The sequence below is a fragment of the Chryseobacterium salviniae genome, from assembly GCF_035819015.1.
GTDB lineage: Bacteria > Bacteroidota > Bacteroidia > Flavobacteriales > Weeksellaceae > Chryseobacterium > Chryseobacterium salviniae.
Map to the genome: position 1 here is coordinate 64,791 of NZ_JAYLAA010000039.1, position 21,005 is coordinate 85,795.

The window sequence follows — 21,005 nt, forward strand, 5'->3', positions numbered from 1 at the left end:
CGTTTAAACAACGTTTAAAGACAAATCCAATATACAGGGCCGCGGAAAAATTTTTCATTGGCAATGCATCTTATACCCAATTAAACCAGGTAATGGCAGCAGGAAAAAGGCAAAACCCATCAATGCCTTCCGATGTTGTGAAACACCAGGCAACGATTATGCGGGTGGAAGATCTGGCTTCATGGAAAACGGCCGTAATGCTTGCAACAGATCCGGACAACCCGGACAAATCAAACCTGCACGCACTATACAGAAACCAGTGGACTGACAACCACCTGGAATCCACTATTGAAACCAGAATCGCCAAAACGCAGCAATCGCCTTTTAAGCTTGTAAGTAAAACATCAAAAGAACGCGATGAAGAGGCCGAGAAACTTTTTAAAACTTTGTGGTTTCAGGACTTTATCAAACTGGTCCTGGAATATAAATTTGACGGCACAAAGCTTATTGAGGTTTTTAAAACCAATGAAGAAGGATTATTAACTGAGATAAAAGAGATTGAGCAGCCTTACTTCAATGCAAAGAAAGGAATCATCCTGAAAGAACCTGGTCAAAGTACCGGTGAAGATTATCGAAATGGTCCGCTTTCTACTTATTATATCCAGATCGGTAAAGACTACAAGGATTTAGGGATCCGGGCTTTAATTGCGCCGATTATTCTGGCTAAAAAACTGGGCCTGGGTTCATGGCTTGATTTCATTGAAAAGTACGGCGTACCACCTTTATTTGTCACCACGGACCGTGAAGATGATGACCGATTACTGGAGCTTTTTGAAATGGCAACGAATTTTAAAAGCAATAACTTCATGATTGGCCGCGGAAATGAAAAATTTGAAATTCCAAATATATCGTCCACCAACAGCCAGGAAGCATTTGACGGATTAATCAAACGGGCTGATAATGAAGTTTCCAAACGGATTCTGGGCGGTACAGGACTAACGGATGAAAAAGGCTTCGTGGGTTCCGTGGAAATACAGTTTGAATTAGCCCAGTTCCGGTTTACCTCAGATAAACTTCTGGTCCGAAATGTTGTAAATGAAAAACTCATTCCATTACTCGTAAAGCTTTCGCCGGCTTACTCGAACCTTGCAAACTTTGATTTTGAGTGGGATGATGAAGATGAAATGACCATTGATAAGCTGATCAAAATTGTCAGCGGATTAGGAAATTATTTTGATTTCGATCCTGAGCAAATTGAGCAGATTACCGGTCTTAGAATTTTAGGAATTAAGAACGCCGGTTCCGGTGTCACTCAACCAGAACCCACCGCCCAGGGAGCGTCAAAAAAAAAAGCCGTGACATAAATGCTTTTCTAAAAACCAGGGCCGTTTTACGAGATATAGAAGCGGCCTATAATGGAAATAGCTGCGATTGTAAAGAATGTAAATCAATCTCTGAAGCTTTTCAAGCTATTGATCTGGAACCGTACGCCAGGCTAATAGAAAAGATTGCTAAAGATATGCACGATGGCAGTTTAAAACCGGAAGATCTGAACAAAGACCTTGTAAAACAGATTTACAAAGACCTTTCAGAAGGTGCTGCAACGGTCTACGGTGAAAAATGGAAAAAATTTGACGTCAAAGAACCACAATCCCTTCAGCAAAAGTTCAAGAAAAACCTTTGGCAGTTTTCAAGTGCAAAAACGTACACTCAGCTTCAGGAAATGAATAACAATCTCCTGGATAAAGGAAGAATCAGGTTATTTCCGGAATTCCTTCAGCAAGCGAGGAAGACAAATCAAAAGTTTAATGAGAACTATATCCAGGCTGAACACCAAACAGCAATAAAAGGCTGTCAGGCAGCCGAACAGTGGAAAATTTTCATGAGGGATGCCGATATCTTTCCGAACCTGGAATATAGGACCGTTGGCGACGACAGAGTAAGGCCGGAACATGAATTGCTTAATGGCGTGATAAAACCAATCGGAGACGCCTTCTGGAAAATCTATTATACCCCGAATGGATGGCGCTGCCGGTGTTACATCATCCAAACCGCTGCAAAAGCAACGCCGGGCAAATTTGACGATGAATCAGTACTTCCGGAATTCCGTGGAAACGTTGCCCTGGATGAAGAGATTTTCACAAAGAAAGGCGGGTTTTTCAAGCTGCTGAATATGGACCACAAGGCAAAAGTTAACGCCGAATACATGAAACTTAATGCCCCGTATGATGAAGCATATACGGCACAGAATGGTAAAAAAGTGTATGCAAATATCTTTGCGGATGAGTCTGACAAGGTAAAGAATGTGGAAACCGGGATGATCATTGCGGAAAAACTGGAAAAGGATGTTTTTGTCAGGCCTCACATAGATGTTCAGAATCATAAGAATCCGGAATATTTGATTGATGGTAAACTGGCCGACCGTAAAGAACAGCGCGGGAAAAACATTTCTTCAAATCTTAACTCAGCGAAAAAACAAGGCTGCAAAACGGTTGTTTTTGATATTACTGAAGATTTCAAACAGTCCTTAGAATTTTTCAAAAACCAGTTAAGAGGACATTTAAAAGCCCATTACAAAGGCGCTTTTGATGAGATTATCATCATCACCGGAAACAAGGCTGAAACAATAAAAGTAAAGGATTTAATTAAATAAAGAAGGGCGCTATACCTCGCGCCCGTAAGGAAGAAGATCAGATCACTCTTCTCTTCATTGCAAATATACAAAAATTATGGAAGTTCAAACACCTATGCCGGATTTTGAAGGTATTGCTGCTGAAGCTATTGATAAAGCCCGGCGTTATGCAATGGTATATTGTCTGAATTATTTCAAAGACAGTTTCCGGAAGCAGGGATTTACGGATCACAGTTTTGATGCCTGGGAAAAAAGAGTAAGCCCGGACTACCGTCCAGGTGGAGCGCTCCTGATATCAACATCGTTTCTATTGGAAAGTATAAAAGTTTTGTCAGGAAATAAGCGTCAGATCGTATTCGGATCGTATGCTCCATACGCGGGGCTCCATAACGAAGGCGGAACCGTTCAGATAAAGATCACCGCGAAAAGCAGAAAATATTTCTGGTATATGTTCAAAAAAACAAAGGATGAAAAATGGAAGTGGATGGCGTTATCAAAAAAAAATGTCATCACTTTTAAAATGCCGAAACGTCAATTTATCGGTGAAAGTGCTAAAATGATGGAAGGACTGGATGATTGGTTCTTCGAGTTTATTGTTCAAAAATTTAAAAACTTATAATGGAAAGTTGGAGTAATCTATACATGGAAATGGCCGAAATATTGGCCGCTGATTTAAACGAAAAAGAAATTGAAAAGTACGGCATGCTCAACACCATTGCCGGACGCGAAAACAAAACACCGGTTCGGTGGATTGATCTTTGGAATAACCAGGTGAATTTTTTATCTGATGAACTGGAGTTCCCTGCACCGGCCGTTTTCTTTTCTTATCGTACAATGGGAATTACTGACCTGGGAGAAAAGACCCAGCAGATCACGCTTCAGATTGATTGCTTTTACTTTTATGAAACCTTTGCCAATTCCTTCCAGGGATCATTTAACCAGGATCACGCAATCCGGTTCCTGAAGATCATGGACTTTATCAATAGCCGTTTCCACGGCACATCCGGTATTAATTACAATTCCATGAGAAAACTGGGCTTTAATCCTGAAGATACTGGTGGAACCGGCAATCTTTACAAGATAACTTTTGAGTGTATTATCCGGGATGATAGTGCCGCTCAGGATCCGGAAGAAGGAAATTTCTCAGGAATTGACTTTCAGGCAGGATATCAGATCAATCAGCCATAATAAAACCCCGCTAAAAAATAGCGGGGTTTTCTTTGCTTTAAAAAATAACACTTGTATGAGAAATTGTTTTGTTTACTTCATGGGCTTATGGTTTTAGTTTTTCAATTATTAAAGTTTAAATGTATAGGTAATTAATTTAACTGCAAATTATACCCTATGAAAAATGATATTTTCTACAGTTGCTGTACTGTAAAAAAAATTGTGGGCCAAATTTGCTACTATCCAATCAAAGCTATGCTTTTGCACGCCATATTCCTGAATTTCTGACAGTCTTTTATACTCTGCTCTGACTGCTCTGTGTCGGTTTTCAGTGGTTGTTTTAGTTTTTTTCGCATCACACATGCTGCAAAAATATATGAAGTTTTTTTTCCTGCAAATTTCAAATAAAAAAAATCCTGTAAATACAGGATTTAAAATCTTATTAGCCATTCTGGAGAAGAAACCATTCTGAATAAATATCCATTTTTTGACTTATAGCCTTGTTTAGAAATAGCCTCTTTATTTCCATCGGGATCAATAAATTTTTTCCAAATAGAAAATAAATTTTGATAATTGCCCCTCACACTTGTAAAATCCCATTGTTTCACACCTAACAATCCCAGGTTTTTATCTTCCATAGACTGATAAGTTTGATAAAAGAAGATCATTTCATCATCTACTTTGTCAGGGTTACCGAAGACAAGTATTTTTGAGGTCTGAAAAGTATCATATTTAACAAACTTGTAATTTGTGCCGGTTGTTTTTATAATAGCGTCAATTTGAGTAATAAATGCAGCTGAATCCAAGTTTTTAAATGATGTTTGAGAATAAAAAAGAATTGGAAACAGCAGAAATAGTAATGTTTTCATGTAATATTTTTTTGTAAAAATAAAAAAATCCTGCTTACCAGGATTTTAAAATTAAACTTTTGTTAAATAGCCAAACCAGAAAATATCCTTCAGTTCAAGTTTAGCACCTTCTTTTAAGGTAAACACGATGTTACTCGAATTAATCACTTTACAGTCCCAAGACATTGCAAATCCCTGGCCTAAAATGCCACATTGTAAATGCTCAAGTATTTCATTGATGATATCTTCCTGAGCGTTAATTTTAAATTCAGTCATAATCTATAACTTTGGTTTTGTTCTTATTTCTAAAACTTTGTTTCCTACTTTATGCCACATATTCTCTTCTGATGGTAGTTCACCATTTTTTACAGCACATTCAACGGCATTTTGATCATCATCCAGGTACTTCCAGATTTTTATCTGATAACCGCGAGCTTTCAGGGCTTCAAGTACTTCAGATTTTGAATACATAAATCCGTTTAATTGCAACATTTCGACCTTCGTATTAGGTTTATGCTTTACAGTTGCTCCAAATAGTTTAAATTCTTGCATGATTATTTTTTTGTAAAATTAAATTGTTGTACATCTATTTAAAAACGGTTTTCCGTACTTATATAAGCTTTGGTTTTGTAAATCCCGTTTGGAATTCTTTGATTGCGACATTGGACCAGATATTGTCATCTGAAGGAAGTTCATCACCTTTTACGGCACATTCAGTGTGGAACCACTCTTTAATAAATAAACTTCCGTGCATTGCCCTTTCGTGATAAGTTCTGAAAGGAAGTATCATGTATCCTTTTTTTCTTAATGCTTCCAAAATCTCACTTTTAGAATATTCAAATCCGTTAATTTTCATATCTATTCCCAGTATCTTCCGTTTAAATAACTAGATGCATAAGGAATATTTGTACCTTCTTTCCGTTTTTGCGGAATGTAAATTTCCAGATAAAGCACGGCATCCATTCGCGAGGGGTCTGTGAGGTTATTCCAAGCCTTTAAAGCTTCAGCCTTCTTTCCGAGTTTGTTGGGATACTTTTTATAAAAACCATCAAAAGAAAGATCTGTCATTTCTTTAAAAATCCATTGACTTGTTGGCGACTGATTCTTAATCTGGGAAATGCAATACATTGCGTTTGCCGGTATTTTTGCTTTAATCCTTTCTATCAGTTCATCGGTCCATTGTCCATCAAATTCAACAGCCTTTAAAACACCGCTTAAATCATATTTAAAGGATATTCTTAATCCGGTTTTTCTACCAATTGCTAAAAATGTTCTCATAGTGCAATTAATTGTTGATGAAACTGGTTTTTGTACCTGCGAATGCAGTTCTGTTCAAAGGGTTTTACTTGATTAATTTGACTATTGAAGATGAAAGATTCATATAGGGCAGCGATGTGATAAGCTTTAAATTTCATTAGAAAAATTTTTGTTGTACCTTTCTTCTGAAATTCCTTCATAATAAGTTTATCTCTCACTTCCTTCAGCAGCATGATTGATACAGTCCGGCTCAGTTCGCCATTTTCCTGTATGAATTCACCCAGTTCATTAAGATAGTTAATCATCACCCTTAAATCTTCCGCGTCTGTTTTTACGCTGATTTCCGGATAATTTTTGTCTAATATGTTCATTCTTGTTAAAAATTTTCTTACTTGTTAATACCCATTTACCACATTCACGGCAGAAATAAGTTCTTTCTGGAAGGACGGCCCTGGAAGAAGTTCTACGGATGAAGTTTTTTGTTGTATTCGCTTCTTTTTTGCTCGCAAAACCTATTTTGTTACACATTAATTGGCTGATGGAGGGATTAATTTATTTTTATGATACCAGGCTTTTGTTCCTGGTGTCCGCGCCGATCTCTCATAGTTGTTTTCGATACCTCTAAACTGAATCTCCAGTTCTTTCAACTCTTCAAGATTGTGGTCATTTAAGCGCTTTTTAAATTTGCTGGCGGTAAGCATCCAATTATTAAATTTATCCCATGAATCAGGCTCTTTTAAGCCTAATCGACTTGCGATTGTTAAAATATTTGATCTCCTGTTCTTTAAATTTTGCTGAAGCTTAGCATGAGCCAGTTCCTGTTCGCTTGACATTTCCATCGGAAAGAATACATTGTAAATCTTTTCAATTTCTTCAGCTGTTAAATCATCAATATTGGTGGTTCTACGCGTGTGCATGTACACAGTTTGACTGATTGCGAAAGCAGTATGCTTTGTTTCAATCTTCTTTTTTAGGGTTTTAATTCTTACATTCATTGCATGTGATTTTATTTGCTCCCAGGGGCGGAATCGAACCGCCCAGAAACCATTTGGGATTAGTTGTTTATGAAATTGAAAACTCCATCAAATCGCAGCTTTTCAATTTTCAAATTCTTCACGTAAATTTTAGGATCATTGTCATTTTGCTGTCTGATCTCTTCTAAGATCTTATTTACGTGATCTTGTACCTGCTGTTCATTGTCTGCTAAACAAAAATGCACTTTTGATACACCTGTAATCTTTACATTCTTTTCAGCGGGTTTTGTGATAAGGAACTGAACCCTGTAAAGTTTTGGGACTCTTTTGGCCATGATTAATCTTCTATAAATAAATTCATTTTTAAAAACTCTTTTTTCTCACGTTGTAAGGCTGATTTTGATGAAAATCCGGACCTTAATATTTTCCAGTGAAGGTTATTCCTATCTTTAAATTTCAACTGTAAATTATGTTCGTCTGCTCTTATGATGGTAAATCCGGCACGCATTACTTTTAATTGGTCTTTTTGTGTCATTTTATTTTCTTTAATTATCAAATAGTGACGGTTGGGCGGTGGTCGCTTTTTTCTTACTGGCACCTTTCCAGATCACAAATTCTTTATTTCCACCGAAGCGGCTTGTTGGTAGTGTGATTTTGAAGCTCTCAACGAAAGATTTGATATCACACATGAATTCAATATCCTTTGCATGTTGGCTTTTTGGTGATCCGTTCTTTGCCCAGGCGATAATGATGAACGCCTTTTTAGGAAATTTTGCAATGAGGATCTTGAACTGGTCAACCGTAAGCTTCATATAATCCAAACTGTCAATGATGATCACCTTTGATCTGCTTTTTCTGATATAGGTGACAAGTTCATCAAAGGTCCCACCTGTTAAAAACATTACTTTTCCCGCAACTTCATCCATGTTATTACGGATGATTGCATCCTGAAGGCTTTTAGAAATACCTTGTTCCGGGCTTACATACGAAATCTTACCGAACGATGCCAGATACTTTGCAAATCTGACTGTGAATTCAGTTTTGCCTTCACCGGATCCGCCATACAAAATCATTTTAAAATTCTTTTCTGGCTCTCCGAAACTTTCCAACCATTCCCCCTCAAAAGGAAATGTATCAAAGGTCTTATCTATAAAGGCCTTTACTCCGATTGCTCTCATATTGATGTGTTAAAATTTTATTTGTTCCCACGGGCGGAATCGAACCGCCCAGAAACCGTTTGGGATTTACTTTACCATTTTCCAGGTAATCAAAGCGCATAGAATCACTCCGACCAGGACGCCGCCAATAAAGCAGCCAGTTCCTATAATTGCTATCTCTTCTATCAGTCAATTGAAAATGTGAAGTTGACGCGTCTTTTGTTTCCTTCTCCAAAATCAACCATTTTGTAACCGGTTACAACACGTGAAGTTCTGATATCAATCATGCCCTGGATAATGATATCCATTCCTTCATTAAACAGATCGCTGTTCGCCTTGTCTCGCATCTTATTTAATTCCCTTACTTTTTTAGGATCATAATTACCCTGTACATCGGTCTTTAAAGCAATATTTAGGAACTCCATAAGAATCTTTTCGTTTTCTGTTTCACCTGCTAGCGCAGCCATGTATTGTTTAATCTTTACAATACCTTCAGCTTCAGTTCCGTTAAATGTAGTCCGGGTGTTCCATCCCACTTTTATACTGGCAGAACCATCATCCAGGGTGAAAGTGTGAGTATCCTGTTCTCGCTTTTTATTGCCGTAAATACCGGCCCTTAATTCAATAACCTGTTCCATGTTTGCGAAAAGTCCCAGGATCCTGCTTTCTAACTCCGTTCGTACATCAATAAAATAATCGATGTTTTCGACCACCACACTATCTTCAAGCCCTTTTAAAATCTTCTTATCTGCTGTCAGCTTTTCTTTCGCCTTTTTTTTAGCTTCCTTTAACTTTGCAGCAACAGCTTCCATCTGCTCAGGTGTTAAATCTGGTATTTTAATTGTGTTTTCCATTACTTATATACTTTAAATGAGTGAAAATTTCCGTTAGTTACATCGTAAACAAGAGCATCCCAGTTTCCGGTGAATTGTGCAGTTGGTTTTACAATTCTGAATCGTGTTTTTTCTTTGTTTAAATAGATTTTTACTGTTTTCATAAGAGTTTAATTATTTATTTGTATTGCCTTGATTCCATCTATTAGCATCCTAACTTCATAAGATTTTCCATAATAAAATTCCATTTCTCCGGTTGGAAGGCCATTTAAAAAATCTTCATGAGGTTTTATTTTTGAATTCATTTTTGTAATTGTAGCCTGTACATCTGCAATATGTTCTTCCATAACCGACTTGATCTCTTTTAGGCTTTCGATTACCTTCTTTTCAGTTGTTTCTTTTGTATGCATTTTAATTGTATTGGAGTTTTAATTTTTCTCTTTTAACAGCTCTTTTGAGGCGGCGAATATCTTCTATAACCTCAATTGATTGGTTCCCTTCACGGGTTTGAATGATTTTTTTTAGTGGATTGCACTCTTTGAATAACTGTACTTGAAGTGCATTGTCATGAATTCCATTTGCGGAACAAATCAGTTGAGCATCTTTCTGGGTTGTACCGATCAGACCGAGGTAGGTTCTTCCGAAACGGCTTTCAATTTCATCGAATCCCAGTTTTTTAAGTCTCACGCCATCGCGGATCCTTTTCTCCAGATATTCAGTTCCGGCGAGTAAACAACCCATATTATCTTCGTTTTCATCAAAAAGGTGTATGAACCATCTGATTGCGCTGTCTTTGAGTTTTCCGGCATCGTCTACGATTAAAAGCGGTTTCTTACCTTTTCTCTGGTTAAAAAATTCTGAAACTTTAGTCCCCAGTTTGTCAACATGTACATAATGCTTCGTAGAATCGATTCCCAGGCTTTTGCAAAGTTCCACAAGGAACTCACGTTTTGCCCATTCACGGCATTTGATATAAAAAACTTCATTGTCAGCGTTCAGTTCGTAGTATTTTTCCAATGGTTTGGTTTTGCCTCTTCCGGCCGGTGAAGAAAGGATCATGAAAAACGCTTCGTTTTTTGCATCTGTACAAATGTTCGCTACTTTTCTGTATCCCATTGTTTCGGCGATCTGCCATTCACTTTCATCGAATCCAAGTGAAAAACCAACCTTTGACCACATTTCCGGTTTGATCAGGTCCCAGTTCCTGTTTATCATCTGCGAAATTGTTGCAGTGCTTACTTCGCATTTAGTAGCTACTTTAGCATAGCTTCCAAGTCTAATTTTTTCATTTTCAATGAGAATTACAATCTCATTTTTTTGTAAATTTGTCATATCAAGGTTTATTTATTTAATAAGCATTACGATCATTCAGGTAATCGTTTTCAAAGTCATCCGGTTGTACGTCACTTCCGGATACTTTTTTAACCGGCCGATCATTATAATAATCATCTGCCGTATTGGTTATGTCTTTTTTACCGTATTTTCCGAGCATATAGTTCTCTTCACCAATTGTCTGCTCATAGTCGATACTCTTCAAAGATTCAATTGCTTTTTCACGGGCTTTGGCAACTCCGATCTGCTGAAGGTTTTTATTAGGTCCTTTTGTTTTAGCAGGAACAAAAAACTCAGCTTCACAAAGTGATTTCAATAATATTCCGTGATTTTCCCATAGATATACCACGCTTAAATCTTCAATATCATAGGAAAGAACAACTGATTCCAAGTGATAATTTTTGATAACGTCATAATATGCCGGGCTAATGAAATAGTGCATTTTAACTCCGTAAATTTCAGTTTCAATCTGACCGTTGTTTCTGATCTGGATGTTTTTCTTTTTAAGTCCGAATAACATTGATATGGTTGCATCTGAAACCTCAATTACATGCGGCTTTTCTGACTGATCATGAATTTGGCGCGGTGAAAGATTGACTTTTGAATGTTTACGGCTGTATTTTGAGTAGAGTGTATCTCTGAAGGTTTCAATGATAAATGTACTTTCTTCAACAGCTGCATACATATCAAATCCGGCCTTCTTACTTTCTTTTTTGATTCCTTCAAGGTATTCCGGTGATCTGAAAGCTGATAAACTTCGGGACATAATACCATCACCATAAAAGAAATCAGAATCCGGCATTGTTATTTGCTGTAATGTTCTGAAGAATCTTTCAACTCCTGCTTTATCATTGGCATTATGGGATATTTCGATTTTTACACCTAATGCTTCCATTCTTGCAAACAATGTCTCAACTTCCGGAGTATTGTGGCCGGGGAAACGGTCAGTAATAATTTCATAAGGCAGATAACCGGTGTTTTTAACAGCCATTGCTATTGCATCTGTGTAAACCCTTCTATTTTCAGAATGATCGAAAGAATAACCCACTATATCGCCGCTGTGAACGTCTCTGATAGCAACAACCATCAGGAACTTTTCAACCTTTTTCTTTTTACCGGTGATTTCATCAACTATTTCAACAGAATGACCGATAATATTAACACGGGTTGCATCCATTTCCCAACAATCTCCTGCATACAAAGCACCTTCAGTAGGGATATATGATTTATGGATATGTGATTTTCTACTTGATCCAAATCTTTTTGATGTTAGGAATTTTGTACCTGGCAATTCAAATATGTTTTGCCCGAACCAACGGCGCGAAGGAACACGTTTTCCAGTGAGCGAACACATATCCGTAATTTTACGGATAATGTAATCGTTACTGTAGTTTTTAGGCATAGATCGAAGCTGTAAAGCCCAGGATACAAGTTGAGGATCCGCGAAAACCATTGAATTACTGTTTCCTGCTCTCGGAAGCTTTATGATATCGGGAATTGATAGGCGTTCCGTTGCGAATAGTTCATCAATTTTCTCTTTAAGTCTTAAATGATGATGTGGGATATATTGCAGATCTAACTTTTTTAGAACTGGTTCCAGGTCCTTGTACAGTTTATTCTTTGTACCAGGGTATGAATCTTTGTGATCCAGTATGAAGTCAATAACCGCGCACGCTTTAGCGAGTGCCGGGCGTTGTACTTCATTAGCATCAGTATAAAATTCTAAATACGATCTGTAAACATTGTTTAAATGGCGTTTAAAGTCCGTTTCAAAGTTGGAACTTTGTTTTCCTTTGATGAAATCTTCATAGTTTCTTACCAATTCAGTAGCATCACCAAACAGTTCTCTGTAATTTTGTGGCGCTCTATTTGGAATACGTGAAAGATCATAATAAAATCCTGATTCCATTTTCGCCCAACGCCAACCTTTTCCTGTATCAGGAAGAATATTATGGTGATGGTAGCAAGCTTGAACAGATGCCTTATAGCGCGGGCGCGCTTTTGTTCTTAAGAAATCTTCTGACATTCCACAAACGTCAATTACTAAACGCTGTGACAACCAAATTGTTTGTTTGTCTCCAGATTTTCGTATAATAATATCGCTGTGTAAAAAATTCATTATCGTTTATTGTTCCCAGGAGCGGAATCGAACCGCTCAGAAACCATTTGGGATTATTATTTGTAAGTAATATTTACCGTTAAGCCAAAAAGCATGAAGTAAGTCGCTTCTTGACTTTGACCACTGTTCGCATCTGTTACATCAATTTTCTTGTAACTAAATACATTTTGAATAAGCTTTTTCATGTTGTTAATGTTTAGATAGTTCTATATTTATTTGTTCTTTTGCCTCAATCAGCTTTTTTTCGCAATCCAAATAAGTTTGATATTTGTCTTTTGGTGACTTTCTGTCCTTTATAGACTTCGCTGTAGTGTAGCTCCAGCCCAACAAACGGGCGACCTCGCTCACTTTTATTTTGATTTTCTCATTGCTGCTTGTCATATTTTCTTATTTTTGCGTAATAATTATACGCAAATATACAAACAAGTTTGAACTATGCAAACAAATTTGAATATAAATTCAAACTTCTTTGAAAGAACCTTACGGATAACCGCATTTTACGGATATTCCGGCGTTCCTGAGCTTGCGAGGGCCCTGGGCTATAGTTCTCCTGAGAAATTATATAGGTTGAAGAAAGAAAATGCGAAGCCTTCAATTGATATTTTACAAGATTTATCAAACAAGTTTGAAGACTTAGACCTGAATTGGTTTGTGACTGGAGAGGGCGAAATGCTTAAATCCAAAAGTAAAAATAATGTCCACAAAGATTTTGAGGACATTAATGGGGACGTAAATGAGGACAAACCAAAAGTAAAAAAAACGTCCACAAATACCGCACCCGCTGTAGTTACTGTTGATTCTTTAAACAGGGATAATATTGTGTTGGTACCTCAACGGCTAAAAGCTGGCTATCTCAATGGCTATGCTAATACAGCGTTTATTTCTAAACTTCCGACATATCGCATGCCAGGGCTTAATAACGGTATATTTAGGATGTTTGAGATCGACGGAAATTCTATGTTTCCCACTCTTCCGGACAAAAGTTTTGTAGTTGGTCAGTTCGTTGAAAATTGGGAGCGCGATATTAAAGACAATCAGATCTATGCAGTTATTTCCAATGAAGTCGAGGATGGGCTGGTTAAAAGATGCATTAATAAGATTAAGAAATACAATAATTTAATTTGTAAGTCAGATAATCGAAGGAATTACCCAACCCAAAACATTAACCCTGAAAGCATAAAGGAAATATGGGAGATTAAACTGCACCTTAATTTTCATTTGCCGGATCCGGCTGATATTTATGATCGTATGAGCGATTTTGAGGGCGAAATAGAAAGTTTAAAGGAGATAATAAGAAAGGCTAAACTGCTTTAATAACGTTTTTATGTAATCCAAGCAATAAGTACATTATGAAAATATCGCATTAATAACGGTTTTTATCGCGTAATATCGGTTTTTTTCATCTACTTTTTAATGTTCAAAACTTCAATTTTCGTCTATTTTTCGGCCTTTTTCTAACACTATACTATTTTAACATTTAGATATACCCCTTAAGAATTGGGCTTATAATATAAGAATTCCCCTCAAACTGAGAGTTAGATAAATCTACATTTGGAATTTGTTCTCGCAACAAATCAAAGAAATCGACTTCAAAAATTTCAGCAATTTTCTGTAAGTTTTGCAAGGTAGGTTTAGTTTGCCCGGTTTCCCATTTATTATAGGCAGGTTGGGAAATATCGAGCTGATTTGCGATATCCATTTGCGACCAGCCCTTTTGCTCTCTTAGTTTGCGAAGTTTTGTTTCTAAACTCATAAATTCAAGATTTAAATGCTAAAGTAATGCTTTTTAAAATTATAACCAATGGTTATTATTTTATAACTGTTAGTTTTTGTATAGGAATGGAAAAGTGTATATCTTGCCATAGTGATTTTAGCAATCACAATTTTTTAAATAATTATTAATTTTAAAAATTCAATTAGATGAGAAAAAAAATTTTATTTTTCGCAATGCTTGCTCTCTTTACAATGAGTTTAATGTCTTTCATTAGAACATTACAAGCTACATGGACTTCCACCTGTGGTATTAAGCACATTACAACTTTCACTGGCGATTGGACGGAATCACAAATGGCTTATTACATTGCTCAAATAAATGCAGGGGAATGTGGAAATTACCCATCAAGCGTAACTTTTAATTAAATTACAGAGGCTGTCTAAGGGCAGCCTTATTAATAATTATATAATGAATAGGATATTTCTTTTATTAGCTACTTTATTAAGTTTTTCTTTTTTTGCACAAAAAATTTCTTTCACTCCTTCAATAAGAGTTATTTATGATTCTTCTCTTAAATTAGGAGACAATTTTAAAAAAGAGCAAGAATTTGCATTAATAGGTAATTCGCAAGATTATTATTTTGGTGCTTATCAAAATTATCTAAATGATACAGGGCAGTATGAAAGTAAGGGTATTGACTTAAGAGCAATTAGTGATTATTTTCAAGAAAGGGTAATAAAAAAAAATGGGATTACTAATACTTTTTTAACTGTTACTGAAAGTAAAATAAGGTATCAGGAAAATGTTAGAATGAAATGGGTCCTTTATGGAGATACTAAAGTAATCAATGGCATAAGATGTCAAATGGCGGCTACTAATAAATTTGGAAGAAGGTGGATTGCCTATTTTTCAAAAGAATATCCGCAATCCTTAGGACCTTATAAATTTTGCGGATTACCAGGCCTAATTTTTGAACTATATGATACAAAAGACGATTATCATTTTACTGTCACCAAAATAGAAAAGTTCAACGACGAATTTAATTTTAATTTGGGAAGTTTCAAAAATTATATAAAAGAAAATTATTTAAAAGCCTCATTTAATCTTCAATTTACATCAGCCTCTCTACCTGTTTTACAAGGAGAAATGAGAAAAGAATTTGATGAAGTTATGAAAAAAAAACAAAAGAGATTTAATAACCCACTTGAGTTAAAGCCTTTTGAATAAAAAAACTTAGGCTGTCCGTAAATGTGGGTGAGCCATTAAATTAATTTTATTAATTTTTGGAAGCACTACTACATATTGTTACCCATATATTAAGTTTTACTAAAAACAGCTGAAATTTTGACAAAGTATTTAAAATATTGCATAGTAAACTTAAACTTCAGTAAAAATACCTAAATGGAATATAAGAAAGCTTAAACGGAATGTAAAAAACGCTTAATCAGGTGTTCATTTCACTCAAACGTTTAGATTTTAGTATTTCATAACAATGTTTTAATGGTAAATTGATTCATGAAAAAATCAAATTAAATCTCATAAATTTCGGAATCGGTAAATACATAGAATCTTCCTTTTTTAGGGAGATTTTTGGTGTCCAGTCCGGTAAATTCGCTGAAAGCCGGAAGCAGAAGCTGGTTTTCCGTCACGACAAAACACGGCAGCTTTATTTTTTTTACGGCAGAATTAATGACGAACCCCGGATGAATATGTCCGGTAATCTGAAATTTTTGGTGTTTTTTTTCAAAGTCATGAATCAATATAAAATCTTCGACTTCCATTAATTCAGATTTAAAATTTAAGCATAATTTAGATTCCAGCTTTTTTGAAATTCTGTCGTGGTTTCCTTCAATAAGATGAAACTGCAGATTGCTGTACTGATTTCTCCAAGCGCAGAATTCATCCACATCCGAATTATCGCCGGCGTGAAGAAGGTCTCCTACGACAACAAATTTTTCAGGCTTAAAATATTCAATGAGAATAGAAAGGCGTTCCAGGTCATTTTTCATAATCTGGTTGGCGAGAGCAATTCCGTTTTTCCGGAAATGAGCGGTTTTCCCGATATGTAAATCCGAAAGGATAAGGGCTTTCTGTTCTTCCCAGAACAACGCCCTTTGATTGGTTAAAGTAAATATTTCCTGACGGATTTTTATTTTTTTAGTCTGTACATTCATTCTTTTCAGAAATACTTATTAAGCTGTTAAATAATTTAACCACAAAAAGAAACTTGATTTAATTATCCGCTATTAATAATGTCTATTTCAACGCAAAAATTTCACAAAGATCTAAGTCTTACTTAATAATTTGTATCATTTTGCCGTCAATTAGATTGAACTCCTACGGAGTTCTGTTCTTTTTACAATATGTTTCCTACGCAGATTCCGCTCCTCTGGAGCGGTGTTCATTGTCAATTGTCTGCTCATTTTAGAATTTTATTTTCCGTAAATAAGCCTCTAAATTTTTTTTCTTTTTTGCGTTTTAATAAAACCTTATTGGTTATATATTGCTTTTCAATTCACTTTCCATATTGCTTTTAATTCTTTTTGCGGATAAATTAAGAAACCTTTTCACCAGGAATAAAGCGGAAATGGTAAGTCCGAGCCCCAGCGCAATCCACATTCCGAAAGCGCCCATTTCTAGTGTCACACACAGAAAATATCCCAAAGGAATCGTAATAATCCAGTAGGCAATAAAAGTATAAATGGAAGGGATTTTTACATCCTGCATTCCTCTGAGTGTTCCTAAAGCCGTTACCTGAATTCCGTCTGAAAGCTGGAACAGAGCCGCAATAATCATAAGTTTTGCAGCCAATTCAATCACTTCAATTTCTTCTTTTTTGGTGAAAAAAGTAGGGAGAATATTTCGTCCCAGGATAAAAACGATTCCACAAATGCCCATAAAAATAAAGGCTATTTTCAGGTTGTTGATTCCTACTTTTCGTAATTCCGTAAAGTTTTGCTCGCCCAATTTTCTGCCGATCATCACCGTAGAAGCAACGCTGAAACCGATACAAAGGTTAAAGGTAAACGAAGCCATGCTCAAAGCAATCTGGTGGGAAGCAATATCATGTGCAGAAATCAGTCCGCAGATGAAAGCAGCTCCGGCAAAAGCGGTCACTTCAAAAAACATCTGCAGGGCAGTTGGTAAACCTAATCTCACCATTCTATCGAACATTTTTTTAGAAAAAACTTCAATCTTTAAAGAAAAATCTTTGATGTAACGTCTGGTTTTTTCCTGTTTTAAAAGAACAAAATACAAAAAAACAACCATAAAGATCCTGGCAATAAGACCAGCTAATGCGGAACCTTTCACGCCCATTGGCGGAAACCCGAAAAGACCTTTAATGAAAACATAATTTAAAACGATATTAATGATATTCGCAATAATTGTAGCTTTAGTAACACCAATTGTATAGGATAATCCTTCCGAAACTTCTCTCAAGGTCTGAAAAGCCATAAACGGAACGATACTGATCGCCATGATGGTAAGGAAATCAACCGTATCGGGAACAATTTTTTCCGGCTGCCCGGAACGGTAGAGCAGCGGCATCCCCAAAAGCAGAATTCCCATTAAAATGATTCCGACCGTCATATTAATCACAAAACCATGGCTGAACACAGAATTGATCGTTTTGTGATCGTGCTTTGAATGCGCTTCCGAAACCAGCGGGGGAATTGCGAAAGAAAAACCCAATGCCAATACAAACATCGAGAAAAAAACAGCATTTCCCAATGAAACAGAGGCTAAAGCATCAGCTCCCAGTAGTTTTCCCACGATGATATTGTCAAAAAGATTTACCGAAACCTGTCCGACCTGCGTAAGCATTACCGGAAGTGCCAGAGTAAGGCATTCTTTTGTATAGTTTTTATTTAAAAAGTTCATATAGTTTGAGGTTCATATAGTTTTTAAATCAAAAAAAATTGCAGTAACAAGAGATACTGCAATTTTTATAATTTATTTGAAGTAATACTTACATTATTTCCTTACAAAACTTGCAACATCTTCGGCAGAAACAGTGTTTCCTCCTAAAATGATCAGCCTTTCCACAACGTTTCTCAGCTCTCTGATATTACCTGTCCAGGAAAGTGCTTTTAAGGCTTCAATAGCTTTATCATCAAATTTCTTCGGAGCCGTTCCATGCTCATCGGAGATTATTCCGGCGAAATGCTCAACCAGTGATTTAATGTCTTCTTTTCTTTCATCCAAAGGCGGTACGTAGATTTCGATTACAGAAAGCCTGTGATAAAGGTCTTCACGGAATCTTCCTGCTTCAATTTCCTTCTGCATGTTTTTATTGGTAGCGGCAAGAACTCTTACGTCAACCTTAATTTCTTTATCGCTTCCTACAGGAGATACTTTGCTTTCCTGTAACGCTCTGAGTACTTTTGCCTGGGCAATTAGGCTCATATCACCAATTTCATCAAGGAAAATAGTTCCGCCGTTGGCCTGCTCAAATTTCCCCTGTTTATCTTTAATGGCTCCTGTAAAAGATCCTTTAACGTGACCAAATAATTCAGATTCAATTAATTCAGAAGGAATTGCTGCACAGTTTACTTCGATCATTGGGCCTCTTGCCCTGTCACTCTGGTTATGAATGGCATGTGCAACAAGTTCTTTCCCGGCTCCGTTCGGGCCTGTAATTAAAACCCTTGCATCAGACGCAGCTACTTTCTCAATCATGTCCTGGATCTTCTTTAAACCTGCTGATTCACCAATCATCTGATATTTTTTGCTTACCTTTCTTTTAAGCGTTTTGTTCTCTGTCTGAAGATTTTTATTTTCTTTTTTCAGGCTTTCTTTAGCTAAGGCATTTTTTACGCTGGTAATAAGTCTGTTGATATCGATGGGTTTGGAAATGAAATCGTAAGCGCCGTCTTTAAGGCAGGAAACTGCAGAATCAATGTCTGCATGTCCTGAAATCATAATGAAAGTGGATTCCGGCTTTAGGGCTAAACTCTGTTTCAAAAGTTCAGTTCCTGAAAGTTTGGGCATTTTAATATCGGAAATGATCAGTGCGAAATCTTCTTTTTCTACCTGTTTATAACCTTCAAGGCCGTCTTCGGCGATTACGAATTGATAGTCAGTAAGTTCATCGGAAAGAATACTTTGGAGTACTCCGGAGATTGCTTTTTCGTCTTCTACAATAAGGATTTTTTGCATAGTTGCAAATTTAGATTTTTTTGATTGAATTATTAGCAAAAACTATACCTAATACACTATTTTGAATAATCTCTTCTGCCGAAAATTGCCGATCCTACGCGCACCGAATTGGCTCCGCATTCAATGGCGATGGGAAAGTCGTCACTCATTCCCATAGATAATGTTTCTAAAGGCTGTTGTTGATTTAATTCGTCAAAAAGCTTTTTAAGAGTTAAAAATTCCTTTTTAATCTGGTTTTCATCTTCAGTGAAAGTCGCCATTCCCATTAAGCCGGTAATGGTGATGTTAGGAAATTCACCATTGAGGTACTTTTGGTAAAGATTTTTTGCCTCTTCGGTTTCAAGCCCGAACTTGGTATCTTCTTCGGCAATTTTTACCTGGAGTAGTATTTTGATCCTGCGATTGTATTTTCCTGCTTCTTTATTGATTTCACGGATCAGTTTTTCCGAGTCCACACTCTGGATGGTATCAATAAATTCGGCAATATATTTTACTTTATTGGTTTGGAGATGTCCTATAAGATTCCATTTTATATCTTTTGGAAGAAGCGGATATTTTTCAGTCAGCTCCTGTACTTTGTTTTCCCCAAACACTTTTTGCCCGAGACCATACACTTCCTGAATCGCAGAAACCGGGTGGGTTTTTGAAACTGCTACCAATTCCACGTGTTGAGGAAGCTGGCTTTTTATAGCGTAGTAATTTTCCTGAATGCTCATACCTGCAAATTTCTGAAATTTAAATTAAAATGTAATCAGATCTCGTTAATTTAAATTTAAGCACAAAAGACACAAAAGATTAGTTTAAAATTATTTTTTTAGATAAACAAAGAACACATAAAAGATTTTTAAAAACTTATAAGATTTTATTATCAATCTTACTAACAAAAAACTTTAAATATATTTTTAATCTTTCGGGTCTTTTGTGGTAATAAATTCAAATAAAGTTTAAAGAAATATTTCAGTTCAGTATTTCATTAATTCCCGGATATTCTGAGATTTTCCTGAAAACAAAACGGTTGCTTTTCTGAAGTTTTTGAATAAATAGATCAAGCTCATTAATAGAATCTGCATCGGTTAAATATTGATCGTGGGTAAGAAAAACCAAGTGTCTTGACGTTTTTTCAAGATCGTTAAAGAAAATGCTGTCTACCTTTTTCAGCATGGCTTCGTGATTACCTTTTAAGGCCATCGTATTGGTCGGTTTCCATTCCAGATCCCATCCGATTACTTTGTAACCTGCTTTTTTCAGGCTGTTGGCGGCTTCCGTAGAACTTTTCAGGTCTGTCACGGTAATATTGTTCAGCCTCCAGATATTTCTTCCGGGTGTTCTTGCAATTTTATCGTAGAGTTTCAGGCTGTCTTTAGCTGCATCAAAATCATGAACAACTGCTACCGGATTTTTATAAAAATCGGTGTATTTGTTATGAGCATGCGTAAAGCTGTGATTGGCAAGTTCGATCAGCCTATCTTTTCTAAGAAGCTGAAGGTCTTGCTGTTGTTTTTTGCTTCCATACGCATGTTTTCCTACCAGAAAAGCAGTGGCGCAGACATTTCTTTTGTGAAGTATTTTAAGAAGATTTTCCGTTCCTCGGTTGGGGCCGTCATCGAAAGTTAAATAGATAACTCTTTTATCAGTTGGAACATTTTCATCATGTAGTTTGGGGACAATTTTTGCGACGGGATGGTCTTTCTGAATCATCTTCTCTGATTCTTTCTTGTCTTTTTTCTGATTACAGCTGTTACTTAGAATTGAAGTTGCACTCACCAATGCAAGCATCCCGAGAAAAGCCTTATAGAAAGACTTTTCCGCAAAAGTTTTTGTCATAAAATTTAATGGAGTTTAGTTTGTTAAAAATTGTTAAAAATTCCAAAT

Annotated in this window: 30 protein-coding genes; 7 read left to right on the forward strand and 23 right to left on the reverse strand. The window is 36.3% G+C overall.

Annotated features, from left to right (window positions below; genetic code table 11):
- The first annotated feature begins 92 nt into the window (after nt 1–92).
- The 4 genes from SOP96_RS10520 to SOP96_RS10535 all read left to right on the forward strand — a co-directional run bounded on the left by SOP96_RS10520 (nt 93) and on the right by SOP96_RS10535 (nt 3,760).
- On the forward strand, nt 93–1,304 hold the full coding sequence (locus SOP96_RS10520) for a phage portal protein family protein (RefSeq protein ID WP_123854452.1): 1,212 nt from the start codon (nt 93–95) through the stop codon (nt 1,302–1,304).
- A gap of 155 nt (nt 1,305–1,459) precedes the next feature.
- Nucleotides 1,460–2,593 (forward strand): minor capsid protein, encoded by a 1,134-nt coding sequence (locus tag SOP96_RS10525; RefSeq protein ID WP_123854451.1) that lies wholly within the window; start codon nt 1,460–1,462, stop codon nt 2,591–2,593.
- 76 nt (nt 2,594–2,669) lie between these two features.
- Nucleotides 2,670–3,191: a phage virion morphogenesis protein gene (locus SOP96_RS10530; RefSeq protein ID WP_123854450.1), complete on the forward strand. Its 522-nt coding sequence runs from the start codon at nt 2,670–2,672 to the stop codon at nt 3,189–3,191.
- Complete coding sequence (locus SOP96_RS10535; protein ID WP_123854449.1) at nt 3,191–3,760, forward strand: hypothetical protein; 570 nt, start codon at nt 3,191–3,193, stop codon at nt 3,758–3,760. Before SOP96_RS10530 ends, SOP96_RS10535 begins: the two co-directional genes overlap by 1 nt.
- 410 nt (nt 3,761–4,170) lie before the next feature.
- Here SOP96_RS10535 and SOP96_RS10540 read toward each other — a convergent pair whose 3' ends face one another.
- The 17 genes from SOP96_RS10540 to SOP96_RS10620 all read right to left on the reverse strand — a co-directional run bounded on the left by SOP96_RS10540 (nt 4,171) and on the right by SOP96_RS10620 (nt 12,640).
- A complete protein-coding gene (locus SOP96_RS10540; protein WP_123854448.1) occupies nt 4,171–4,608 on the reverse strand; it encodes a hypothetical protein in 438 nt (145 codons plus the stop codon).
- Between the two features lie 51 nt (nt 4,609–4,659).
- Nucleotides 4,660–4,863: a hypothetical protein gene (locus tag SOP96_RS10545; RefSeq protein ID WP_123854447.1), complete on the reverse strand. Its 204-nt coding sequence runs from the start codon at nt 4,861–4,863 to the stop codon at nt 4,660–4,662.
- A gap of 3 nt (nt 4,864–4,866) precedes the next feature.
- Nucleotides 4,867–5,139 (reverse strand): hypothetical protein, encoded by a 273-nt coding sequence (locus SOP96_RS10550; RefSeq protein WP_123854446.1) that lies wholly within the window; start codon nt 5,137–5,139, stop codon nt 4,867–4,869.
- Nucleotides 5,140–5,197: 58 nt separating this feature from the next.
- Nucleotides 5,198–5,443: a hypothetical protein gene (locus SOP96_RS10555; protein WP_123854445.1), complete on the reverse strand. Its 246-nt coding sequence runs from the start codon at nt 5,441–5,443 to the stop codon at nt 5,198–5,200.
- 2 nt (nt 5,444–5,445) lie between these two features.
- Nucleotides 5,446–5,865 carry a hypothetical protein gene (locus SOP96_RS10560; protein WP_123854444.1) on the reverse strand — a complete coding sequence of 140 codons (420 nt, stop codon included), beginning with the start codon at nt 5,863–5,865 and terminating at the stop codon, nt 5,446–5,448.
- On the reverse strand, nt 5,862–6,215 hold the full coding sequence (locus SOP96_RS10565) for a hypothetical protein (RefSeq protein WP_123854443.1): 354 nt from the start codon (nt 6,213–6,215) through the stop codon (nt 5,862–5,864). The genes SOP96_RS10560 and SOP96_RS10565 overlap by 4 nt, the downstream gene beginning before the upstream one ends.
- Before the next feature lie 156 nt (nt 6,216–6,371).
- Nucleotides 6,372–6,839, reverse strand: a complete 468-nt coding sequence (locus tag SOP96_RS10570) for a hypothetical protein (protein ID WP_123854442.1) — start codon at nt 6,837–6,839, stop codon at nt 6,372–6,374.
- A 59-nt stretch (nt 6,840–6,898) separates the two neighbouring features.
- The gene (locus SOP96_RS10575) at nt 6,899–7,153 is read right to left on the reverse strand and encodes a hypothetical protein (RefSeq protein ID WP_123854441.1); all 255 of its coding nucleotides are present in this window, start codon (nt 7,151–7,153) and stop codon (nt 6,899–6,901) included.
- Nucleotides 7,154–7,155: 2 nt separating this feature from the next.
- The gene (locus tag SOP96_RS10580; RefSeq protein ID WP_123854440.1) at nt 7,156–7,353 is read right to left on the reverse strand and encodes a hypothetical protein; all 198 of its coding nucleotides are present in this window, start codon (nt 7,351–7,353) and stop codon (nt 7,156–7,158) included.
- 10 nt (nt 7,354–7,363) lie between these two features.
- The gene (locus SOP96_RS10585; protein WP_123854439.1) at nt 7,364–7,996 is read right to left on the reverse strand and encodes an ATP-binding protein; all 633 of its coding nucleotides are present in this window, start codon (nt 7,994–7,996) and stop codon (nt 7,364–7,366) included.
- A gap of 164 nt (nt 7,997–8,160) precedes the next feature.
- The gene (locus SOP96_RS10590; RefSeq protein WP_123854438.1) at nt 8,161–8,829 is read right to left on the reverse strand and encodes a hypothetical protein; all 669 of its coding nucleotides are present in this window, start codon (nt 8,827–8,829) and stop codon (nt 8,161–8,163) included.
- The gene (locus SOP96_RS10595) at nt 8,829–8,972 is read right to left on the reverse strand and encodes a hypothetical protein (protein ID WP_164462427.1); all 144 of its coding nucleotides are present in this window, start codon (nt 8,970–8,972) and stop codon (nt 8,829–8,831) included. Before SOP96_RS10595 ends, SOP96_RS10590 begins: the two co-directional genes overlap by 1 nt.
- 6 nt (nt 8,973–8,978) lie before the next feature.
- Nucleotides 8,979–9,218, reverse strand: a complete 240-nt coding sequence (locus SOP96_RS10600; RefSeq protein WP_123854437.1) for a hypothetical protein — start codon at nt 9,216–9,218, stop codon at nt 8,979–8,981.
- A gap of 1 nt (nt 9,219) precedes the next feature.
- Entirely contained in the window at nt 9,220–10,140 is a 921-nt protein-coding gene (locus tag SOP96_RS10605; RefSeq protein ID WP_123854436.1) for an AAA family ATPase, read from the reverse strand.
- Nucleotides 10,141–10,156: 16 nt separating this feature from the next.
- Nucleotides 10,157–12,259 carry a DDE-type integrase/transposase/recombinase gene (locus tag SOP96_RS10610; protein ID WP_123854435.1) on the reverse strand — a complete coding sequence of 701 codons (2,103 nt, stop codon included), beginning with the start codon at nt 12,257–12,259 and terminating at the stop codon, nt 10,157–10,159.
- Nucleotides 12,260–12,315: 56 nt separating this feature from the next.
- The gene (locus SOP96_RS10615) at nt 12,316–12,444 is read right to left on the reverse strand and encodes a hypothetical protein (protein WP_262696535.1); all 129 of its coding nucleotides are present in this window, start codon (nt 12,442–12,444) and stop codon (nt 12,316–12,318) included.
- 4 nt (nt 12,445–12,448) lie between these two features.
- Entirely contained in the window at nt 12,449–12,640 is a 192-nt protein-coding gene (locus SOP96_RS10620; protein WP_123854434.1) for a hypothetical protein, read from the reverse strand.
- Between the two features lie 54 nt (nt 12,641–12,694).
- On the opposite strand from SOP96_RS10620, the gene SOP96_RS10625 reads away from it, so the two are divergent.
- Nucleotides 12,695–13,573 (forward strand): S24 family peptidase, encoded by an 879-nt coding sequence (locus SOP96_RS10625; protein WP_123854433.1) that lies wholly within the window; start codon nt 12,695–12,697, stop codon nt 13,571–13,573.
- Between the two features lie 163 nt (nt 13,574–13,736).
- Here the strand turns inward: SOP96_RS10625 and SOP96_RS10630 are convergent, their stop codons facing one another.
- Nucleotides 13,737–14,012, reverse strand: a complete 276-nt coding sequence (locus SOP96_RS10630) for a helix-turn-helix domain-containing protein (RefSeq protein WP_326320915.1) — start codon at nt 14,010–14,012, stop codon at nt 13,737–13,739.
- A gap of 167 nt (nt 14,013–14,179) precedes the next feature.
- Between SOP96_RS10630 and SOP96_RS10635 the strand changes: the two genes are divergently transcribed.
- On the forward strand, nt 14,180–14,398 hold the full coding sequence (locus SOP96_RS10635; protein WP_326320916.1) for a hypothetical protein: 219 nt from the start codon (nt 14,180–14,182) through the stop codon (nt 14,396–14,398).
- Between the two features lie 43 nt (nt 14,399–14,441).
- Nucleotides 14,442–15,200, forward strand: a complete 759-nt coding sequence (locus SOP96_RS10640) for a GLPGLI family protein (protein WP_326320917.1) — start codon at nt 14,442–14,444, stop codon at nt 15,198–15,200.
- Nucleotides 15,201–15,502: 302 nt separating this feature from the next.
- Here the strand turns inward: SOP96_RS10640 and pdeM are convergent, their stop codons facing one another.
- The 5 genes from pdeM to SOP96_RS10665 all read right to left on the reverse strand — a co-directional run bounded on the left by pdeM (nt 15,503) and on the right by SOP96_RS10665 (nt 20,957).
- Nucleotides 15,503–16,147, reverse strand: coding sequence for a ligase-associated DNA damage response endonuclease PdeM (gene pdeM, locus SOP96_RS10645; RefSeq protein ID WP_326320918.1), 645 nt, complete (start codon nt 16,145–16,147; stop codon nt 15,503–15,505).
- A 322-nt stretch (nt 16,148–16,469) separates the two neighbouring features.
- Nucleotides 16,470–17,855, reverse strand: coding sequence for an MATE family efflux transporter (locus SOP96_RS10650; protein WP_326320919.1), 1,386 nt, complete (start codon nt 17,853–17,855; stop codon nt 16,470–16,472).
- Nucleotides 17,856–17,948: 93 nt separating this feature from the next.
- Nucleotides 17,949–19,133, reverse strand: a complete 1,185-nt coding sequence (locus tag SOP96_RS10655) for a sigma-54-dependent transcriptional regulator (protein ID WP_326320920.1) — start codon at nt 19,131–19,133, stop codon at nt 17,949–17,951.
- Nucleotides 19,134–19,189: 56 nt separating this feature from the next.
- Nucleotides 19,190–19,849 carry a YggS family pyridoxal phosphate-dependent enzyme gene (locus SOP96_RS10660; protein ID WP_326320921.1) on the reverse strand — a complete coding sequence of 220 codons (660 nt, stop codon included), beginning with the start codon at nt 19,847–19,849 and terminating at the stop codon, nt 19,190–19,192.
- Nucleotides 19,850–20,090: 241 nt separating this feature from the next.
- Nucleotides 20,091–20,957, reverse strand: coding sequence for a polysaccharide deacetylase family protein (locus SOP96_RS10665; protein ID WP_326320922.1), 867 nt, complete (start codon nt 20,955–20,957; stop codon nt 20,091–20,093).
- Nucleotides 20,958–21,005 lie beyond the last annotated feature (48 nt).

Excerpts from the sequence above, each read along its gene's own strand:
- SOP96_RS10520 (WP_123854452.1), top strand. The coding sequence starts at position 93 with ATGGCAGCAGGAAAAAGGCAAAACCCATCAATGCCTTCCGATGTTGTG.
- SOP96_RS10525 (WP_123854451.1), top strand. The coding sequence starts at position 1,460 with ATGCACGATGGCAGTTTAAAACCGGAAGATCTGAACAAAGACCTTGTA.
- SOP96_RS10530 (WP_123854450.1), top strand. The coding sequence starts at position 2,670 with ATGGAAGTTCAAACACCTATGCCGGATTTTGAAGGTATTGCTGCTGAA.
- SOP96_RS10535 (WP_123854449.1), top strand. The coding sequence starts at position 3,191 with ATGGAAAGTTGGAGTAATCTATACATGGAAATGGCCGAAATATTGGCC.
- SOP96_RS10540 (WP_123854448.1), bottom strand. The coding sequence starts at position 4,608 with ATGAAAACATTACTATTTCTGCTGTTTCCAATTCTTTTTTATTCTCAA.
- SOP96_RS10545 (WP_123854447.1), bottom strand. The coding sequence starts at position 4,863 with ATGACTGAATTTAAAATTAACGCTCAGGAAGATATCATCAATGAAATA.
- SOP96_RS10550 (WP_123854446.1), bottom strand. The coding sequence starts at position 5,139 with ATGCAAGAATTTAAACTATTTGGAGCAACTGTAAAGCATAAACCTAAT.
- SOP96_RS10555 (WP_123854445.1), bottom strand. The coding sequence starts at position 5,443 with ATGAAAATTAACGGATTTGAATATTCTAAAAGTGAGATTTTGGAAGCA.
- SOP96_RS10560 (WP_123854444.1), bottom strand. The coding sequence starts at position 5,865 with ATGAGAACATTTTTAGCAATTGGTAGAAAAACCGGATTAAGAATATCC.
- SOP96_RS10565 (WP_123854443.1), bottom strand. The coding sequence starts at position 6,215 with ATGAACATATTAGACAAAAATTATCCGGAAATCAGCGTAAAAACAGAC.
- SOP96_RS10570 (WP_123854442.1), bottom strand. The coding sequence starts at position 6,839 with ATGAATGTAAGAATTAAAACCCTAAAAAAGAAGATTGAAACAAAGCAT.
- SOP96_RS10575 (WP_123854441.1), bottom strand. The coding sequence starts at position 7,153 with ATGGCCAAAAGAGTCCCAAAACTTTACAGGGTTCAGTTCCTTATCACA.
- SOP96_RS10580 (WP_123854440.1), bottom strand. The coding sequence starts at position 7,353 with ATGACACAAAAAGACCAATTAAAAGTAATGCGTGCCGGATTTACCATC.
- SOP96_RS10585 (WP_123854439.1), bottom strand. The coding sequence starts at position 7,996 with ATGAGAGCAATCGGAGTAAAGGCCTTTATAGATAAGACCTTTGATACA.
- SOP96_RS10590 (WP_123854438.1), bottom strand. The coding sequence starts at position 8,829 with ATGGAAAACACAATTAAAATACCAGATTTAACACCTGAGCAGATGGAA.
- SOP96_RS10595 (WP_164462427.1), bottom strand. The coding sequence starts at position 8,972 with ATGAAAACAGTAAAAATCTATTTAAACAAAGAAAAAACACGATTCAGA.
- SOP96_RS10600 (WP_123854437.1), bottom strand. The coding sequence starts at position 9,218 with ATGCATACAAAAGAAACAACTGAAAAGAAGGTAATCGAAAGCCTAAAA.
- SOP96_RS10605 (WP_123854436.1), bottom strand. The coding sequence starts at position 10,140 with ATGACAAATTTACAAAAAAATGAGATTGTAATTCTCATTGAAAATGAA.
- SOP96_RS10610 (WP_123854435.1), bottom strand. The coding sequence starts at position 12,259 with ATGAATTTTTTACACAGCGATATTATTATACGAAAATCTGGAGACAAA.
- SOP96_RS10615 (WP_262696535.1), bottom strand. The coding sequence starts at position 12,444 with ATGAAAAAGCTTATTCAAAATGTATTTAGTTACAAGAAAATTGATGTA.
- SOP96_RS10620 (WP_123854434.1), bottom strand. The coding sequence starts at position 12,640 with ATGACAAGCAGCAATGAGAAAATCAAAATAAAAGTGAGCGAGGTCGCC.
- SOP96_RS10625 (WP_123854433.1), top strand. The coding sequence starts at position 12,695 with ATGCAAACAAATTTGAATATAAATTCAAACTTCTTTGAAAGAACCTTA.
- SOP96_RS10630 (WP_326320915.1), bottom strand. The coding sequence starts at position 14,012 with ATGAGTTTAGAAACAAAACTTCGCAAACTAAGAGAGCAAAAGGGCTGG.
- SOP96_RS10635 (WP_326320916.1), top strand. The coding sequence starts at position 14,180 with ATGAGAAAAAAAATTTTATTTTTCGCAATGCTTGCTCTCTTTACAATG.
- SOP96_RS10640 (WP_326320917.1), top strand. The coding sequence starts at position 14,442 with ATGAATAGGATATTTCTTTTATTAGCTACTTTATTAAGTTTTTCTTTT.
- pdeM (WP_326320918.1), bottom strand. The coding sequence starts at position 16,147 with ATGAATGTACAGACTAAAAAAATAAAAATCCGTCAGGAAATATTTACT.
- SOP96_RS10650 (WP_326320919.1), bottom strand. The coding sequence starts at position 17,855 with ATGAACTTTTTAAATAAAAACTATACAAAAGAATGCCTTACTCTGGCA.
- SOP96_RS10655 (WP_326320920.1), bottom strand. The coding sequence starts at position 19,133 with ATGCAAAAAATCCTTATTGTAGAAGACGAAAAAGCAATCTCCGGAGTA.
- SOP96_RS10660 (WP_326320921.1), bottom strand. The coding sequence starts at position 19,849 with ATGAGCATTCAGGAAAATTACTACGCTATAAAAAGCCAGCTTCCTCAA.
- SOP96_RS10665 (WP_326320922.1), bottom strand. The coding sequence starts at position 20,957 with ATGACAAAAACTTTTGCGGAAAAGTCTTTCTATAAGGCTTTTCTCGGG.